Origin of the sequence: Oceanimonas sp. MB9, from assembly GCF_011319775.1 — a bacterium.
Classification (GTDB): domain Bacteria; phylum Pseudomonadota; class Gammaproteobacteria; order Enterobacterales; family Aeromonadaceae; genus Oceanimonas; species Oceanimonas doudoroffii.
Window position 1 is genome coordinate 77,930 of the sequence record NZ_VFBE01000008.1, and the last position, 16,067, is coordinate 93,996.

General features: G+C 62.5%; 12 protein-coding genes. All 12 read left to right on the top strand.

Annotation, left to right across the window (positions count from 1 at the left end; genetic code table 11):
• The first annotated feature begins 2 nt into the window (after nucleotides 1-2).
• A complete protein-coding gene (gene murD / locus OJHNALOF_RS11215; protein ID WP_165662077.1) occupies nucleotides 3-1,301 on the top strand; it encodes a UDP-N-acetylmuramoyl-L-alanine--D-glutamate ligase in 1,299 nt (432 codons plus the stop codon).
• Nucleotides 1,298-2,473 carry a cell division protein FtsW gene (gene ftsW, locus OJHNALOF_RS11220; RefSeq protein ID WP_094201410.1) on the top strand — a complete coding sequence of 392 codons (1,176 nt, stop codon included), beginning with the start codon at nucleotides 1,298-1,300 and terminating at the stop codon, nucleotides 2,471-2,473. The genes murD and ftsW overlap by 4 nt, the downstream gene beginning before the upstream one ends.
• A complete protein-coding gene (murG, locus tag OJHNALOF_RS11225; RefSeq protein ID WP_165662078.1) occupies nucleotides 2,470-3,537 on the top strand; it encodes an undecaprenyldiphospho-muramoylpentapeptide beta-N-acetylglucosaminyltransferase in 1,068 nt (355 codons plus the stop codon). Before ftsW ends, murG begins: the two co-directional genes overlap by 4 nt.
• Before the next feature lie 13 nt (nucleotides 3,538-3,550).
• Complete coding sequence (gene murC / locus OJHNALOF_RS11230) at nucleotides 3,551-5,008, top strand: UDP-N-acetylmuramate--L-alanine ligase (RefSeq protein ID WP_094201408.1); 1,458 nt, start codon at nucleotides 3,551-3,553, stop codon at nucleotides 5,006-5,008.
• A complete protein-coding gene (locus tag OJHNALOF_RS11235) occupies nucleotides 5,005-5,925 on the top strand; it encodes a D-alanine--D-alanine ligase (protein WP_240919718.1) in 921 nt (306 codons plus the stop codon). The genes murC and OJHNALOF_RS11235 overlap by 4 nt, the downstream gene beginning before the upstream one ends.
• A 1-nt stretch (nucleotide 5,926) precedes the next feature.
• The gene (locus OJHNALOF_RS11240) at nucleotides 5,927-6,697 is read left to right on the top strand and encodes a cell division protein FtsQ/DivIB (protein WP_094201406.1); all 771 of its coding nucleotides are present in this window, start codon (nucleotides 5,927-5,929) and stop codon (nucleotides 6,695-6,697) included.
• Nucleotides 6,657-7,913: a cell division protein FtsA gene (gene ftsA, locus OJHNALOF_RS11245; protein WP_094201405.1), complete on the top strand. Its 1,257-nt coding sequence runs from the start codon at nucleotides 6,657-6,659 to the stop codon at nucleotides 7,911-7,913. Before OJHNALOF_RS11240 ends, ftsA begins: the two co-directional genes overlap by 41 nt.
• 47 nt (nucleotides 7,914-7,960) lie before the next feature.
• Nucleotides 7,961-9,097, top strand: a complete 1,137-nt coding sequence (ftsZ, locus tag OJHNALOF_RS11250; RefSeq protein WP_094201404.1) for a cell division protein FtsZ — start codon at nucleotides 7,961-7,963, stop codon at nucleotides 9,095-9,097.
• 107 nt (nucleotides 9,098-9,204) lie between these two features.
• Nucleotides 9,205-10,128 carry a UDP-3-O-acyl-N-acetylglucosamine deacetylase gene (gene lpxC, locus OJHNALOF_RS11255; RefSeq protein WP_094201403.1) on the top strand — a complete coding sequence of 308 codons (924 nt, stop codon included), beginning with the start codon at nucleotides 9,205-9,207 and terminating at the stop codon, nucleotides 10,126-10,128.
• A 409-nt stretch (nucleotides 10,129-10,537) separates the two neighbouring features.
• A complete protein-coding gene (secA, locus tag OJHNALOF_RS11260) occupies nucleotides 10,538-13,270 on the top strand; it encodes a preprotein translocase subunit SecA (RefSeq protein ID WP_165662079.1) in 2,733 nt (910 codons plus the stop codon).
• A 231-nt stretch (nucleotides 13,271-13,501) separates the two neighbouring features.
• Nucleotides 13,502-14,197, top strand: coding sequence for a chemotaxis protein (locus OJHNALOF_RS11265; RefSeq protein ID WP_165662080.1), 696 nt, complete (start codon nucleotides 13,502-13,504; stop codon nucleotides 14,195-14,197).
• Between the two features lie 148 nt (nucleotides 14,198-14,345).
• Nucleotides 14,346-16,004 (top strand): methyl-accepting chemotaxis protein, encoded by a 1,659-nt coding sequence (locus OJHNALOF_RS11270; RefSeq protein ID WP_240919719.1) that lies wholly within the window; start codon nucleotides 14,346-14,348, stop codon nucleotides 16,002-16,004.
• Nucleotides 16,005-16,067: the final 63 nt, after the last annotated feature.

Below are 16,067 nucleotides of genomic sequence, written 5' to 3' on the forward strand. Positions count from 1 at the left end.
CCATGATCCCTGCGCGCACTGTGATTATCGGACTGGGACAGACGGGACTTTCCTGTGTGCGTTACTGCGCGCGCCTCGGGGTGAGTCCCGTGGTGATGGACACTCGTGCCCAGCCGCCGGGTGCCGAGCAACTGCCCGCCGGGCTGGAGTGCCACTTCGGAGGCCTCGACGCCGAGGTGCTGCTCAGTGCCGAACTGATCATTGCCAGCCCCGGTGTTCCCCTGGCCACCCCCGAGTTGCGTCGCGCCGCCGAGGCCGGGGTGGAAATCATCGGTGATGTCGAGTTGTTCCTGCGGGCATGCCGTGCCCCGGTGATCGCCATTACCGGCTCCAACGGCAAGAGCACGGTCACCACCCTGGTGGGCGAGATGGCTGCCGAGGCCGGTCTGGCGGTGGGCGTGGGGGGCAATATCGGTACGCCGGCGCTGGAACTGCTGAACCGGCCGCTGGAGCTGGCGGTGCTGGAGCTGTCCAGTTTTCAGCTGGAAACCACCCCCGGCCTGGCGGCGCGCGCCGCCACCGTGCTCAATATCAGCGAGGATCACCTGGATCGCTACGACTCCCTGGCCCATTACCGGGACACCAAGCTCGGCATCTACCGAGGGGCCGGGCTTTGTGTGTATAACCGGGAAGACGGTGAGACCACGCCGCCGGCGGGTCGTCGGGCGGTGAGTTTTGGCCTCGACGCACGGGATTATGGCCGCATCGACCATCAGGGCGAACGCTGGCTCAGCGTGCACGGCGAGCCGGTGCTGGCGGTGCCGGAGCTGCGCATCGTGGGCGCCCATAACCAGCTTAATGCGCTCGCCGCCATGGCCCTGGCGGACGAAGCCGGCATTGCCCAAGCCGCCCAGCTGGCGGTGCTGCGCCGCTTTGGCGGCCTGGCCCACCGCAGTCAGTTTATCGCCGAGAAAGGCGGAGTGCGCTGGATCAACGACTCCAAGGCCACCAATGTGGGCGCCACCCTGGCCGCCATCGATGGCATCGCCGATGGCATGAGCGGTCGGCTGTGGTTGATCGCCGGCGGCCAGGGCAAGGGCCAGGATTTTGGCCCGCTGGTGCCGCTGCTGCACTCGTGCATCGCCGGCATGGCCTGCCTGGGTCAGGATCAGGCGCAATTGCTGCGTCTTGCCGACAATACGCACGCCGTGGCCGACATGGCCGAGGCGGTGGCCTGGTGTGCGGAGCAGGCGCAGGCCGGAGACTGGGTGTTGCTGGCGCCGGCCTGTGCCAGCCTGGACATGTATTCCAGCTACACGGCCCGGGGCGATCATTTCGCGGCCCTGGTGGAGGCGTTATGACGCTATTGCCTTCACCCCGTCTGGACTGGCTGCTGCGACCCTCCCAGGGCCATATTTATGACCGTCAGCTGGTCATCCTGTCCCTGGCGCTGATGGCGATCGGCTTGGTCATGGTGTCGTCCGCCTCCATCGCCGAGGGCATCGCGGTGGGCAGCGATCCCTTTTATTTCGTCAAGCGTCACGGCAGCTTTCTGCTGATCTGCCTGTTTCTGAGCACCCTGGTGCTGCAGGTGCCCATGGCCCGCTGGCAGCAATTCAACGCCGGTTTTCTGGTGCTGGCGCTGATCATGTTGATGCTGGTACTGGTGGCCGGACGCGAAATCAACGGCAGTAAGCGCTGGCTGGCGCTGGGACTGTTCAACGTGCAGCCGGCGGAAATCGCCAAGCTGGCGCTGTTCACCTTTCTTGCCGGCTTTTTGGTGCGCAAGCAGGACGAGGTACGCGGCCACTGGAAGGGATTTCTCAAGCCACTGGCGGTGATGGGCATCATGTCATTGCTGTTGCTCAAGCAGCCGGATCTGGGATCCGTGGTGGTGCTCTTTGTCACCACCCTCGGCATGCTGTTTATCGCCGGCGCCCGCATGGGTCAGTTTATCAGCCTGGTGACCCTGGGCGTGGCACTGGTGGCGGGGCTGATCGCCATGGCGCCCTACCGCATGAAGCGGGTGACTTCCTTTCTCAATCCCTGGGACGATCCCTTTGGCAGCGGTTACCAGCTGACCCAGTCGCTGATGGCCTTTGGCCGGGGCGGCTGGTTTGGTGAAGGCCTGGGCAACTCCATTCAGAAACTGGAATACCTGCCCGAGGCCCATACCGACTTCGTATTCGCCATTCTCGGTGAAGAGTTGGGCTTTACCGGGGTGCTGCTGGTATTGCTGCTGCAGTGCTGGCTGGCGTTCAAGGCCCTGCGCATCGGCCAGAAGGTGCTGCTGGGCGGCCGCCAGTACGAAGGCTATCTGGCCATGGGCATCGGCATCTGGTTCAGCTTTCAGACAGTGGTGAATGTGGGCGCGGCCTCGGGCCTGTTGCCTACCAAGGGCCTGACCCTGCCGCTGGTCAGCTACGGCGGCTCCAGCCTGCTGGTGATGAGCACGGCGGTGGCCATTCTGGTGCGTATTGATTTTGAATGGCGGCGGGATCACATGCAGGCCAGACAGCGGGAGGTGTTATGAGCAACAGCAAGACCCTGCTGGTCATGGCCGGCGGTACCGGCGGCCACGTCTTTCCCGGGCTGGCGGTGGCCGACCTGCTGCGGGACGAAGGCTGGACCATTCACTGGCTGGGCACCGCCGAGCGCATGGAGGCCCGGCTGGTGCCGGAGCACGGCTATCCGCTGCACACCATCGACATCGCCGGGGTGCGCGGCAATGGCGTGAAACGGTTGCTGGCGGCGCCCTTTAAAATAGCCAACGCCGTGCGCCAGGCGCGCAGCGTGCTGAAACAAACCCGGCCGGACGTGGTGCTGGGCATGGGCGGTTTTGCCGCCGGCCCGGGGGGCGTGGCGGCCAGGCTGGCGGGCATTCCGCTGGTGCTGCACGAGCAAAATGCCGCCGCCGGCATGACCAACAAGTTGCTGGCGCGCATCGCCAGCCGTGTGCTGATGGCCTTTCCCGGCGCCTTTGAGCAGGGCGAGGTGGTGGGCAACCCGGTGCGTCCGGACGTGGTGGCGCTGCCGGCACCGGCCGAACGCATCGGCACCGGGGTTCAGCCGCTGCGGTTGCTGGTGGTGGGCGGCAGCCTGGGCGCGAAGGTACTCAACGACACCCTGCCCGAGGCCCTGGCGCAAGTGAGTGCCCCGGTGCAAGTGCGCCACCAGTGTGGCAAGGGCAACGGCGAGGCAGTGCGCGCCGCCTATGCGGCGCACGGGATCAAGGCCGAGGTGAGTGATTTTATTTCCGACATGGCCGCCGCCTATGGAGAGGCCGATCTGGTGGTGTGCCGGGCGGGGGCGCTGACGGTGTCGGAAGTGGCCGCGGCGGGACTGGGCGCCATTTTCGTGCCACTGCCCCACGCGGTGGACGACCACCAGACCAAAAACGCGCAGGCGCTGGTGAGCGAAGGCGCGGCCCTGCTGATGCCACAACAAGCCCTGACCCCGGCGGCACTGGCGCAGCAACTGGAACAACTGGCCGGCAACCGGGAGCGGCTGCGGGACATGGCCGGCAGGGCCCGGCAACTGGCAATTACCGATGCGGCGGCGCGGGTGGCGGACTGCCTGCGCGGCCTGGCGACATAAACGAGAGACTGGCATGACCAAGGTTGAACTGGCAAAACTGAGAAGCATGATTCCGGAGATGAGACGGGTCAGACGCATTCATTTTATCGGCATTGGCGGTGCCGGTATGGGCGGTATTGCCGAAGTGCTCGCCAATGAAGGCTATGCCATTACCGGCTCCGACATCGCCTACAACCCGGTCACCGACCGGCTGCAGGCCATGGGCGCCACCATTTTCCTGGGCCATGACGCCCAGCAGGTGGCCGGGGCCAGCGTGGTGGTGGTGTCCACCGCCATTCAGGCCGACAACCCCGAGCTGCTGGCGGCACGGGATCTGCGCATTCCGGTGGTGCGCCGAGCCGAGATGCTGGCGGAGCTGATGCGTTTTCGCCACGGCGTGGCGGTGGCCGGTACTCACGGCAAGACCACCACCACCAGTCTGGTGGCCAGCATCTACGGTGAGGCCGAGCTGGATCCCACCTTTGTTATCGGTGGCCTGCTCAATAGCGCCGGCTGCAACGCCCGCCTGGGCTCCAGTCGTTACCTGATCGCCGAGGCGGACGAAAGCGATGCGTCCTTCCTGCACCTGCAGCCCATGGTGTCGATCGTCACCAATATCGAAGCGGATCACATGGACACCTATGGCGGCGACTTCAGCAAGCTGGAAGGTACCTTCGTCGACTTTCTGCACAATCTGCCCTTCTATGGCCTGGCGGTGCTGTGTATCGACGACAGCGTGGTGCGGGGACTGTTGCCGCGCATCGGCCGCCAGTTCGTCACCTATGGCTTCAATCCCGAGGCCGATTACCGGGTGGAAGACTTTCAACAGAGCGCCGATCACAGCACCTTTCGCGTGTGCCGCCCCGACGGCAGCTGCCTGGACGTTCAGCTCAACCTGCCGGGCCGGCACAATGCCCAAAACGCGGCGGCAGCCATCGCCGTGGCCTGTGAAGACGGCATCGAAGACGGGGCCATTCTGGCGGCGCTGAAAAAATTCGAGGGGGTGGGCCGGCGCTTTCAACAGTATGGCGAGTTCGACACCGGTCGTGGCCGGGTCAAGCTGGTGGACGACTACGGCCATCACCCGAGTGAAGTGCGCGCCACCCAGAATGCGGTGCGGGCCGGCTGGCCCGAGCGCCGGCTGGTGACCATCTACCAGCCTCACCGTTATACCCGCACAAGGGACCTGTATGAGGATTTTGTCGACGTTCTGTCAAAAAGCGATGTGCTGATCCTGCTGGAAGTGTACAGTGCTGGCGAATCACCCATTCCCGGCGCCGACAGCCGGGCGTTGTGCCGTAGCATTCGCAGTCGGGGTCAGGAGCCTATCTATGTGGCCACTCCCGACGAGGTGCCGGCCGTGCTGGCGGAGCTGATGCAGGAAGGTGACATTGTACTGACCCAGGGGGCCGGCAACGTGGGCGCCTTGGCGCGCAAACTGGGCGGCCTGAAACTCTCGGCCGAGGCGATGAAGCTGCAAGGGGAGCAATGATGGAACAATTCGGCAAGGTTGCTGTGCTCTTTGGCGGACGCTCCGCCGAGCGGGAAGTGTCACTGCGCTCCGGTGCCGCCGTGCTCGCCGGCCTGCAGCGGGCTGGGGTCGATGCCCATGGCGTTGACACCAAAGACTATCCGCTGGCACGGCTGAAGGAAGAGGGCTTTGACCGAGCCTTTATTGTGGTGCATGGCCGAGGCGGTGAAGACGGCACCCTGCAGGGCGCCCTGGAACATCTGGGCATTCCCTATACCGGCTCCCGAGTGCTGGGCGCGGCCCTGGCCATGGACAAGATTCGCACCAAGCAGGTGTGGCGGGCCATGGGGCTGCCCACCGCCGACTTTGACATCGTGCGCCGCAAGGACTTTCAGCCCGCCATGGCCGATGCGCTGATGGCGCGTTTTGGCGGGCCCGTGTTCGTCAAGCCGTCTCACGAAGGTTCCAGCATCGGCATGGCCCGGGCGGAAAGCGCCGCCGAGCTGCGCGCGGCCATTGATGCCGCCTTTGAGTTTGACGACGAAGTGCTGCTGGAGCGCTTTATCGACGGCGACGAATATACCGTCAGCATTCTGGGAGAGCGCGCGCTGCCGGCCATTCGCCTGCGCACGCCCCATACCTTTTACGATTATTCGGCCAAGTACCAGTCCGGCGACACCGAGTATCTCTGCCCCTGTGGCCTGAGCGAGCCGGAAGAGCAGGCGCTGGGCGAGCTGTGCCTTCAGGCCTTTGACGCCGTGGCCGCCAGCGGCTGGGGCCGGGTGGATCTGATGCGGGGTCGCAGCGGCCAGTGGTGGCTGCTGGAGGTCAATACGGTGCCGGGCATGACCGAGACCAGCCTGGTGCCCAAGGCGGCTCGAGTGGCCGGACTCGATTTTGATCAGCTGGTGGTGCGCGTGCTGGGAATGGCGGACTGAAATGAGCGAGGTCGTGGCCACCCGTACCCGGCTGGGTTTTTTGTCCGGCCTGGTGTTTTTTCTGCTGGTACTGGGCACCTTGCTGTGGGGCCTGTGGCAGCTGGTGATGTGGGCGACGGCGGCCAATCAGGTGCCGGTGAACAGCCTGATTATTCAGGGCGAGCACCGTTTCGTGAGCCGTGATGACATGCGCGAATCGGTGCTGGCGCTGCCCGAGGTGGGCAACTTTTTTGCCCTGGAGGTGGATCGGGTGCAGCAGCAGCTGCAGGCACTGCCCTGGGTATACAGCGCCTCGGTACGCAAGCAGTGGCCCGACACCCTGCGTGTCTACATAGTGGAGCAGCCGGTGGCGGCGTTCTGGAACGAGCAGGATCTGGTCAACCGCCACGGCGAGGTGTTTCACGCCGATAGGGGCGAGCTAGAGCTGGTGAGCCTGTCGGGACCGGATGAAGAAGCGCCCAGGGTGCTGGAAGAATATCAGCGCCTGCGCATGTTGTTGGGTGAGCAGGGGTACCGTATCAGCCGCGTTCACCTGACGCCGCGCTTTTCCTGGGAGCTGACCCTGAGTGACGGGGTGCGGCTGATACTGGGGCGGGACGATATTGAAGCCCGTCTGCAACGATTTGTGAATGTCTATCCGGGCATTGCTGGACGCGAGCGAGTGGCCTATCTCGACCTGCGTTACGATACCGGGTTGGCAGTGGGATGGAAGCAGGACGAAGAGACAGAGAATGACCAAGAGCGCGGAACGAAATCTGATCGTCGGGCTTGATATCGGCACGGCCAAGGTCACTGCCTTGGTGGGCGAAGTGCTGCCGGACGGTGATCTCAATATCATCGGCCTCGGCAGCCATGCGGCAAAAGGCATGGACAAGGGCGGCGTGAACGATCTTGAGTCGGTGGTCAAGTCCCTGAAACGGGCGGTGGATGAGGCCGAAATGATGGCCGACTGCCAGATCACCTCCGTTTACCTGGGCTTGTCGGGCAAGCACATCGAATGCCGCAACGAAACCGGCATGGTGCCCATTTCCGACGAGGAAGTGACCCAGGAAGACATGGACAATGTCATCCACACCGCCAAGTCGGTGCGGTTGTCCGACGAGCACCGGGTGCTGCACGTGATTCCCCAGGAGTACTCCATCGATTTTCAGGAGGGGATTCGCAATCCCATTGGCTTGTCCGGTGTGCGCATGCACGCCAAGGTGCACCTGATTACCTGTCACAACGATATGGCGCGCAATATTGAGAAGTGCGTGGAACGCCTTGGCCTGCGGGTGGATCAACTGATTTTCAGCGCCCTAGCGTCCAGCTATGCGGTGCTGACCGAGGACGAGAAGGAGCTGGGCGTGTGTGTGGTCGACATCGGCGGCGGCACCATGGACATGGCGGTGTTCACCGGCGGCGCCCTGCGCCACACCAAGGTGATTCCCTATGCCGGCAGCACGGTGACCAGTGACATCGCCTACGCCTTTGGCACGCCGCCGCTGGATGCGGAAGCCATCAAGGTACGTCACGGCTGCGCCTTCAGTCGCCTGGTGAGCAAGGAAGACAGCATAGAGGTGCCAAGCGTGGGCGGGCGACCGGCCCGTAGCCTGCAGCGCCAGACCCTGGCCGAGGTGATCGAGCCCCGCTACAGCGAGCTGCTCGGCATGATCAACCAGGAGCTGGCCAAGGTGCAGGGCGAGCTGAAAAAGGCCGGGGTCAAGCATCAGCTGGCCGCCGGCCTGGTGCTGACCGGCGGCGCCGCCCAGATCGAAGGACTGGTGGAATGCGCCGAGCAGATTTTTCAGTGCCAGGTACGGGTGGGCCAGCCCGGCGGTATCAAGGGATTATCGGATTATGTTGAGACACCGGTGTACTCCACCGCCGTGGGGCTGCTGCAATACGGCAAGGAGCACCAGTCGATGCCTCAGCAGGAATACAGCGGCAAGTCCAGCGTCACCGGCCTGTTCCGGCGGGTGGGCAACTGGCTGCGTGGCGAATTTTAAGTCCGGCACAAGCACGCCGGAACCAAAGCGGAGAGAGGGTGAATCCTATGTTTGAACTGATGAATGATCACGAGCAGGAAGCCGTCATTAAAGTGGTCGGTGTAGGCGGCGGCGGCGGTAACGCCGTGGAGCACATGGTGCGTGAAAACCTGGAAGGCGTGGAATTCCTGGCGATCAACACCGATGCCCAGGCATTGCGCAACGCCAGCGCCCATCACACCCTGCAGGTCGGCAGCGCCATTACGAAGGGCCTGGGCGCGGGAGCCAATCCGGAAGTGGGGCGCGATGCGGCACTGGAAGACAAGGATGCCATTCGCGATCTGCTCGACGGCGCCGACATGGTGTTTATCGCCGCCGGCATGGGTGGTGGTACCGGCACCGGTGCCGCCCCCGTGGTGGCCGAAGTGGCCAAGGAGCTGGGCATTCTGACCGTGGCGGTGGTGACCAAGCCATTCGCCTTTGAAGGCAAGAAGCGCATGAACTACGCCCAGCAGGGCATCAACGAGCTGGCCAAGCACGTCGACTCGCTGATCACCATTCCCAACGACAAGCTGCTCAAGGTGCTGGGCCGGGGCATTTCCCTGCTGGACGCCTTCAAGGCCGCCAACAACGTGCTGCTGGGCGCGGTACAGGGCATTGCCGAACTGATCACCCGCCCGGGTCTGATCAACGTCGACTTCGCCGATGTTCGCACCGTGATGCGGGAAATGGGTACCGCCATGATGGGTACCGGCCACGCCACCGGTGAAGACCGGGCCGAGGAAGCCGCCGAGAAGGCCATCTCCAGCCCGCTGCTGGAAGACGTGGATCTGGCCGGTGCCCGTGGCATTCTGGTCAACATCACCGCCGGTCTCGACATGAGCATCGAGGAGTTCGAAACCGTGGGCAACGCGGTCAAGGCCTTTGCCTCCGAGAACGCCACCGTGGTGGTGGGTACCGTACTGGATCCGGAAATCACCGACGAGCTGCGGGTAACCGTGGTGGCCACCGGTATCGGTGCCGAGCGCAAGCCCGACATCACCCTGGTGAAATCCGGCAACAGCCAGGAAAGCAGTCCGCGCCGCCCCGATCTGGGCCACGAGGAGCAGTCCGGCAAGCTGGCGGTGAACGCCGACAATACTCAGGTCAAGACCGATCTGGACTACCTGGATATTCCGGCCTTCCTGCGCAAGCAGGCCGACTGAGCCTGGTTGAAAAAGCGCCTCATTGGCGCCGGCGGGCAAAGCTGTGTTAGGATGTATGGCCATTTTAATATGGTTCGAATCGTGCTATCTGACTGACGGACAATTCCATGATTAGACAACGAACTCTGAAAAATACCGTGCAGGCCACCGGAATCGGCCTGCATTCCGGTCACAAGGTGCAGATGCGCTTTGTACCCGCGCCGGCCAACACAGGTATTGTGTTTCGTCGTACCGATCTGGAGCCGCAGGTTGAGATTCGGGCCGACGCCGATCTGGTGAAGGACACCATGCTGTGCACCGCGCTGGTCAACGACGCCGGTGTGCGGGTGTCCACCATTGAGCACCTGTCTGCCGCCCTGGCGGGTCTCGGCATCGACAACCTCTATATCGAGGTGGATGCGCCCGAGGTGCCGGTGATGGACGGCAGTTCCCATCCTTTTATTTACCTGCTGCAGTCCGGCGGCATTCACGAACTGAACGCGCTCAAGCGGTTTATTCGTATCAAGCAGCCGGTGCGGGTAGAGGACGGCGACAAGTGGGCCGAACTGCGTCCCTTCAACAAGGGCTTTCGCATGGATCTGACCATCGACTTCAAACACCCGGTGTTTGAAGGCCAGAGCCAGCACCTGGTGCTGGATTTCTCCGGCGCTTCCTTTGTGAAGGAACTGAGCCGGGCCAGAACCTTTGGCTTTATGCGTGACATCGAGTACCTGCATTCCCAGAACCTGGCCCTGGGCGGCAGCCTGGAAAACGCCGTGGTACTGGATGACTACAAGGTGCTCAACGACGACGGCCTGCGTTACCCCAACGAGTTTGTGAAGCACAAGATGCTGGACGCCATCGGCGACCTGTACATGTGCAACCACAGCATTCTGGGCGAGTTCCGGGCCTACAAGACCGGTCACGCCCTGAACAACAACCTGTTGCGGGCGCTGCTGGCCCAGACCGAAGCCTGGGAAATGGTCACTTTTGGCGACGAGCGCGCCGAATCGCCCATTCGTTACTACGACACCGCTTTTCAGCCTGCCTGATAAACCAGGCTTGCACGCCGGCATCTCTCCGCGCCGGTGTGCACCTTGCTCACGGGCCCGGTAACGGGCCCGTGTTGTTTTTGTGTCAGGCACGTCGGTTTTCTCCGCACCCAAAGCCTGATTGTGTCGCTTTTGGCACCCACACCCTTGAATCCCGGCACTTTCAACACCATATCAACTCCGTTTCGAGCATGCTTCGGTGAACCCGGATTCGAAAGCGCGGGCCCGAAGAGCCATGCGTTCACGGCGACCAGCCCTTTTACCTGACGCCTTGTCGGGTTACATTGACATACTCAACCGCCCAAAGTCCGGGGCCGGCAGGAAGGCGTCATGTGCTTTCCGCCCATGTTATCGTTATGGCCTCGCCGGCGCGCGGGGCGTCTTTTTTCAACATCACTATTGGCCAAGCATGATTACCAGACTTTTCACTCGCATCATTGGCAGCCGCAACGACCGAACCCTCAAGCGACTGCGCAAGGTAGTAAACGAAATCAACGCCATGGAGCCGAAGTTCGAGGCCCTGTCGGACGCCGAGCTGCAGGGCAAAACGGTGGAATTCCGTGCCCGCCTGGAGCAGGGCGAAAGCCTGGAGCAGATTTTGCCCGAGGCCTTTGCGGTGGTGCGCGAGGCGTCCAAGCGAGTGTTTGGCATGCGCCACTTTGACGTGCAGATGATCGGTGGCATGGTGCTCAACAACAACCAGATTGCCGAAATGAAGACCGGTGAGGGCAAGACCCTGACCGGTACCCTGCCGGTGTACCTGAACGCCCTCAGCGGCCGGGGCGTGCACGTGGTGACGGTGAACGACTACCTGGCCCGGCGGGACGCCGAAGGCAACCGGCCGCTGTTTGAATTCCTGGGCCTGACCGTGGGCTGCAACCTGCCCGGCATGAGCCATCAGGAAAAACAGGCCGCCTACGCCTGCGACATTACCTACGGCACCAACAACGAATTCGGTTTCGACTACCTGCGCGACAACATGGCGTTTTCGCCCCAGCAGCGGGTGCAGCGACCGCTCAACTACGCCCTGGTGGACGAGGTGGACTCGGTGCTGATCGACGAAGCCCGTACCCCGCTGATCATCTCGGGGCCGGCAGAAGACAGCTCCGAGCTGTATATGCGCATCAACACCCTGATCCCCAAGCTGGTGAAGCAGGACAAGGAAGATACCGAGGAATACACCGGCGACGGCCACTACACCGTAGACGAAAAGAACAAACAGGCGCTGCTGACCGAAAACGGCCAGATCTTCGTGGAAGACGAGCTCAAGCGCATGGGCCTGCTGCAGGAGGACGACTCGCTGTTCTCCGCCGGCAATATTACCCTGCTGGCCCACGTCAACGCCGGTCTGCGGGCCCACACCCTGTTTGAGCGTAACGTCGACTACATCGTGCAGAACGACGAGGTGGTGATCGTCGATGAGCACACCGGCCGCACCATGGCGGGTCGACGCTGGTCCGAAGGCCTGCACCAGGCGGTGGAAGCCAAGGAAGGGGTGAAGATTCAGAACGAAAACCAGACCCTGGCCTCGATCACCTTTCAGAACTACTTCCGTCTTTACGACAAGCTGGCGGGCATGACCGGCACCGCCGATACCGAAGCCTTTGAATTTCAGCATATCTACGGCCTCGACACCGTGGTGATCCCCACCAACAAGCCGATGATCCGTAAGGACATGGGTGATCTGGTATACCTGACCGCCGCCGAGAAATACCAGGCCATCGTCGCCGACATCAAGGACTGCGTGGAGCGGGGCCAGCCGGTGCTGGTGGGTACGGTTTCCATCGAAAACTCCGAGCTGATTTCCACCATTCTCGACAAGCAGGGCATTCGGCACCAGGTGCTCAACGCCAAGTTCCACCAGAAGGAAGCGGAGATCATCGCCCAGGCCGGCCGTGCCGGCACCGTGACCATCGCCACCAACATGGCCGGCCGCGGAACCGACATCGTGCTCGGCGGCAGCTGGCAGGCCGAGATTGAAGCCCTGGGTGATGGGGCTACCGATGCTCAGGTTGCCGCTATCAAGGCAGACTGGCAGCAGCGCCACGAGGCGGTACTGGCCGCCGGTGGCCTGCATATTATCGGCACCGAACGCCACGAGTCCCGTCGCATCGACAACCAGTTGCGCGGTCGGGCCGGTCGTCAGGGCGATGCCGGCTCCAGCCGCTTCTACCTGTCAATGGAAGATGCCCTGATGCGCATCTTTGCCTCGGATCGGGTGACCGGCATGATGAAGAAGCTGGGCATGGAAGAAGGCGAGGCCATCGAGCACCCCTGGGTGACCCGGGCCATTGAAAACGCCCAGCGCAAGGTGGAAACCCGCAACTTCGACATTCGTAAAAACCTGCTTGAATTTGATGACGTCGCCAACGATCAGCGCAAGGTGGTGTATGAGCAGCGTAACGAGCTGCTCGACTCCGGTGACATTCGCGACACCATCGCGGTGATTCGGGAAGACGTGCTGACCGACGTGGTCAACGAATACATTCCGCCCCAGTCGCTGGAGGAAATGTGGGACGTGCCCGGCCTGGAGCAGCGCCTGCAGAGCGACTTTGCCCTGGAGCTGCCCATCGGTGAGTGGCTCCAGCAGGACGACAAGCTGCACGACGAGCAGATCCTGGAGCGGGTGCTGGCCGCTGCGACCCAGGCCTACGAAGAAAAAGAAGCCGTGGTCGGCGCAGAAGTGCTGCGCCAGTTTGAAACCTCGGTGATGCTGCAAACCCTCGACAACCTGTGGAAGGAGCACCTGGCGGCCATGGATCACCTGCGTCAGGGTATTCACCTGCGTGGTTATGCCCAGAAGAACCCCAAACAGGAGTACAAGCGCGAGTCCTATGAACTGTTCACCCAGATGCTGGAAAACCTCAAGCGTGAGGTGGTGAGCATTCTCAGCCGAGTGCGGGTGCAGTCTCAGGAAGAAGTGGAAGAGGTCGAGGCCAAGCGCCGTGAGGCAGCCGAGCGTCAGCCCCAGAGCTACAGCCACGCCGAGGCGGAGAATCCGCTGGCCGGTGAGCAGCAGGCCGCCACCGCCGAAGGCGAGGCCACGCCCTTTGTACGAGAAGGCCAGAAGGTGGGGCGCAACGACCCTTGCCCCTGTGGTTCGGGCAAGAAATACAAGCAGTGTCACGGCAAGCTCAGCTGAGCCGAACACCAACATGATGCAGGGCCGCCCTTTGGGCGGCCCTTTCATTTTGTACTGCCTTTGGGTGGTTGCTGTGAACGATATGACTGCCAAATGTGAACGGTGCGGGCTTTTCTTGCATATTGTCCTGCCGGCCCTCCCTTCGGTTCCCCTGCTGCGGTTCTTGGCCCATAATTTTCCTCCTCGTGCGCGGGGAACAATAACAACAACACGGGACAAGAAGAGGGCGAAATGAAACATGACGTCATAGGGCGGCTGGCCGCAGTGATGCTGCCGGCGCTGACGCTGATCGGTGCCGCGGCGCTGTGGCTGCTGCTACAGTCTCAGCAGCAGTTGGTGCTGGCGCAGCAAACGCGGTTTGACTACTTCGAATCGGCCAACCAGATTCGGCTGCTGTCGGGCCAGCTCAGTGCCCGCATTCGCAATTATGTCACCACGGGTTCGGAGCGGGATCTGTCACTCTATTACCATGTGCTGGCCGTGACCGAAGGGCGTCATGCCCGTCTCAATGGCAAGACCCTGTCCAATGAGCAAATGCTGCAGAACATGGAGCTGACCCGAGAAGAGCTGAGCTTGCTGGAACGGGCGCGGCAGGCCACCCTGACCCTGGCCCGGCTGGAAGAGGAGGCGGTTCGGCTGATGGCGTCGGGGCGCGAGCACCAGGCACGGCAAAAGGTGTTCAATCCCGATTACGATCGCTACAGCGAGATCATGAGCGATTCGGTCAACCAGTTTATCACCCTGCTTTTGGAACGGCTGGAGCGCAATATTCAGCGGGAGCAACGGCACAACCGGCTGACCATGGCGGTGCTGGCGGGGTTGCTGCTGTTGATGATGGCGGCCAGCCTGTGGCTGGGCTGGCGCCTGCGTGACCGGGGGGAGACACGGCGACGACTGTCTCTGGCCGGCTATCGCGGCCGGGATTGAGAGGGATGTCGCAACCGAAGACAGAGATTAAATGGTTTCATGTGAGCCTTTTTGTTTTCAATTCCGCTTCATTTAAAGCAAAATTCCGCCGTCTTGAATAAATGGGTGCGGCATGATTGCGAGAGGGGATGAAAGAATGAAGGGCAAAATGACCCTGAAGAGCGTGATTCGTCAGATCATAGGGGTGGCCCTGGGGTTTGCACTGATACTGGCCGGCGCACTCTTTTTTTTGTTACAGGCGCAGAGCGAGCTGGGCTCGGCACAGGAAAAGCGTTACGACTATTTTAACTCGGCCAATCAGATGCGCATGATGTCAACCGAGCTGACCGGGCGCATTCGCAATTATGTTTCCACGGGCGCGGAGCAGGAGCTGAGTGCCTATCAACGGGTGATGGACATCACCGAAGGGCGTGCGGCCCGTATCGATGGCCGGCTCCTGTCCAACAAGGATATGATCGGTGGCCTGGCGCTGACCCGAGAAGAACTGGGCACGCTGGAGCAAGGCCGTCAGGGCACCGTCACCATGGCCCGACTGGAAACCCAGGCCATGGAGCTGATGGCGGCAGGTCGACAGCAGGAAGCCGCGCAGGTCGTGTTTGGTCCCACCTATGAGCAGGCGCGCAGCCAGATGCAGGAGTCGGTCAACACGTTCACCAAGTTGCTGCTGGAGCGGCTGGAGCGTGAAGTCAGGCATGCCGAGGCACAAAAACAGAACATGGTGATCGTCATGGTCATCATGTCGGTGCTGCTGGTGCTGCTCAGTCTGCTGCTGGGCTGGGTGCTGCGGCGGACCGTGTTGCAGCCGCTGGGGGCCGAGCCGGCCGAAATGGAACGGATCGCCAGCGCCATTGCCGCCGGTGATCTCGGGGTGCAATTTATGCCCAACGCCAGTGGCGTCTATTCCCGGTTGCAGCACATGAGCGACAAGCTGCGTGAGTTGATCGGCCAGATCAACATGTCCAGTTCGGGGCTGGCCTCGGCCGCCGAGGAGACCTCGGCGGTGTCGCTGCAGACCAGCACCAACCTGGAACGTCAGCAGCAGGATACCGAGCAGGTGGCCACCGCCATCAATCAGATGTCCGCCACGGTGCAGGAAGTCTCGCAAAATACCACCCAGGCCGCCGAGTCGGCGAAGTCGGCGTTTGAAGCCGCCGAACAGGGACGGCGAGTGGTACTGCAGACGGTGGAGCACATTCAAACCCTGTCGGAAAATGTCGGCAACACCAGCCTGGTGGTGCAGTCACTGGCCGACAGCAGCACGCAAATCAGCACCGTCGTCGAGGTGATTCAGGAAATTGCCGATAGAACCAATCTGCTGGCACTCAACGCCGCCATTGAGGCGGCCCGGGCCGGTGAGCAGGGCCGAGGCTTTGCGGTGGTGGCGGCCGAGGTGCGCAACCTGGCCGAACAGACCCAGCAGTCTTCCCAGGAAATTGTGGCCACCGTGGCCCGGCTGCAGGGCGACGCGGAAAAAGCCAGGATGGCCATGGACAGCGGCCGTCAACGGGCCGAGAACACCGTAAGCCGTGCCCGTGAGGCGGAGCAGGCTCTGGAGCTCATCAGCTCCGCCGTGCAGATTATTCACGATATGAACACGCAAATTGCCAGTGCGGTGGAAGAGCAGGCCTCGGTCACCGAAAACATCAGCCGCAACGTCACCAGCATTCACGGCATGGGCGTCGAAAACGCCGCCGGCGCCGATCAGACCGCCAGCGCCAGCCGAGAGCTGGCAACCCTGGCGGAACAACTGCAACTGGCGGTGAGCGGCTTCAGGCTGGAACAGGGAGGCGGCCCCCGACTCAGATAGGGGCCCGCCGGCGGCTGAGTCCGCCGGCCTTGTTCCCTTGAGGGGCGGTCAGTATACTGCCGT

What these genes read in the sequence shown, in the direction of transcription:
- OJHNALOF_RS11240 (WP_094201406.1), top strand. Translation starts at nt 5,927, where the DNA reads ATGAGCGAGGTCGTGGCCACCCGTACCCGGCTGGGTTTTTTGTCCGGC.
- murD (WP_165662077.1), top strand. Translation starts at nt 3, where the DNA reads ATGATCCCTGCGCGCACTGTGATTATCGGACTGGGACAGACGGGACTT.
- murG (WP_165662078.1), top strand. Translation starts at nt 2,470, where the DNA reads ATGAGCAACAGCAAGACCCTGCTGGTCATGGCCGGCGGTACCGGCGGC.
- lpxC (WP_094201403.1), top strand. Translation starts at nt 9,205, where the DNA reads ATGATTAGACAACGAACTCTGAAAAATACCGTGCAGGCCACCGGAATC.
- OJHNALOF_RS11270 (WP_240919719.1), top strand. Translation starts at nt 14,346, where the DNA reads ATGACCCTGAAGAGCGTGATTCGTCAGATCATAGGGGTGGCCCTGGGG.
- ftsW (WP_094201410.1), top strand. Translation starts at nt 1,298, where the DNA reads ATGACGCTATTGCCTTCACCCCGTCTGGACTGGCTGCTGCGACCCTCC.
- OJHNALOF_RS11235 (WP_240919718.1), top strand. Translation starts at nt 5,005, where the DNA reads ATGATGGAACAATTCGGCAAGGTTGCTGTGCTCTTTGGCGGACGCTCC.
- murC (WP_094201408.1), top strand. Translation starts at nt 3,551, where the DNA reads ATGACCAAGGTTGAACTGGCAAAACTGAGAAGCATGATTCCGGAGATG.
- ftsZ (WP_094201404.1), top strand. Translation starts at nt 7,961, where the DNA reads ATGTTTGAACTGATGAATGATCACGAGCAGGAAGCCGTCATTAAAGTG.
- secA (WP_165662079.1), top strand. Translation starts at nt 10,538, where the DNA reads ATGATTACCAGACTTTTCACTCGCATCATTGGCAGCCGCAACGACCGA.
- OJHNALOF_RS11265 (WP_165662080.1), top strand. Translation starts at nt 13,502, where the DNA reads ATGAAACATGACGTCATAGGGCGGCTGGCCGCAGTGATGCTGCCGGCG.
- ftsA (WP_094201405.1), top strand. Translation starts at nt 6,657, where the DNA reads ATGACCAAGAGCGCGGAACGAAATCTGATCGTCGGGCTTGATATCGGC.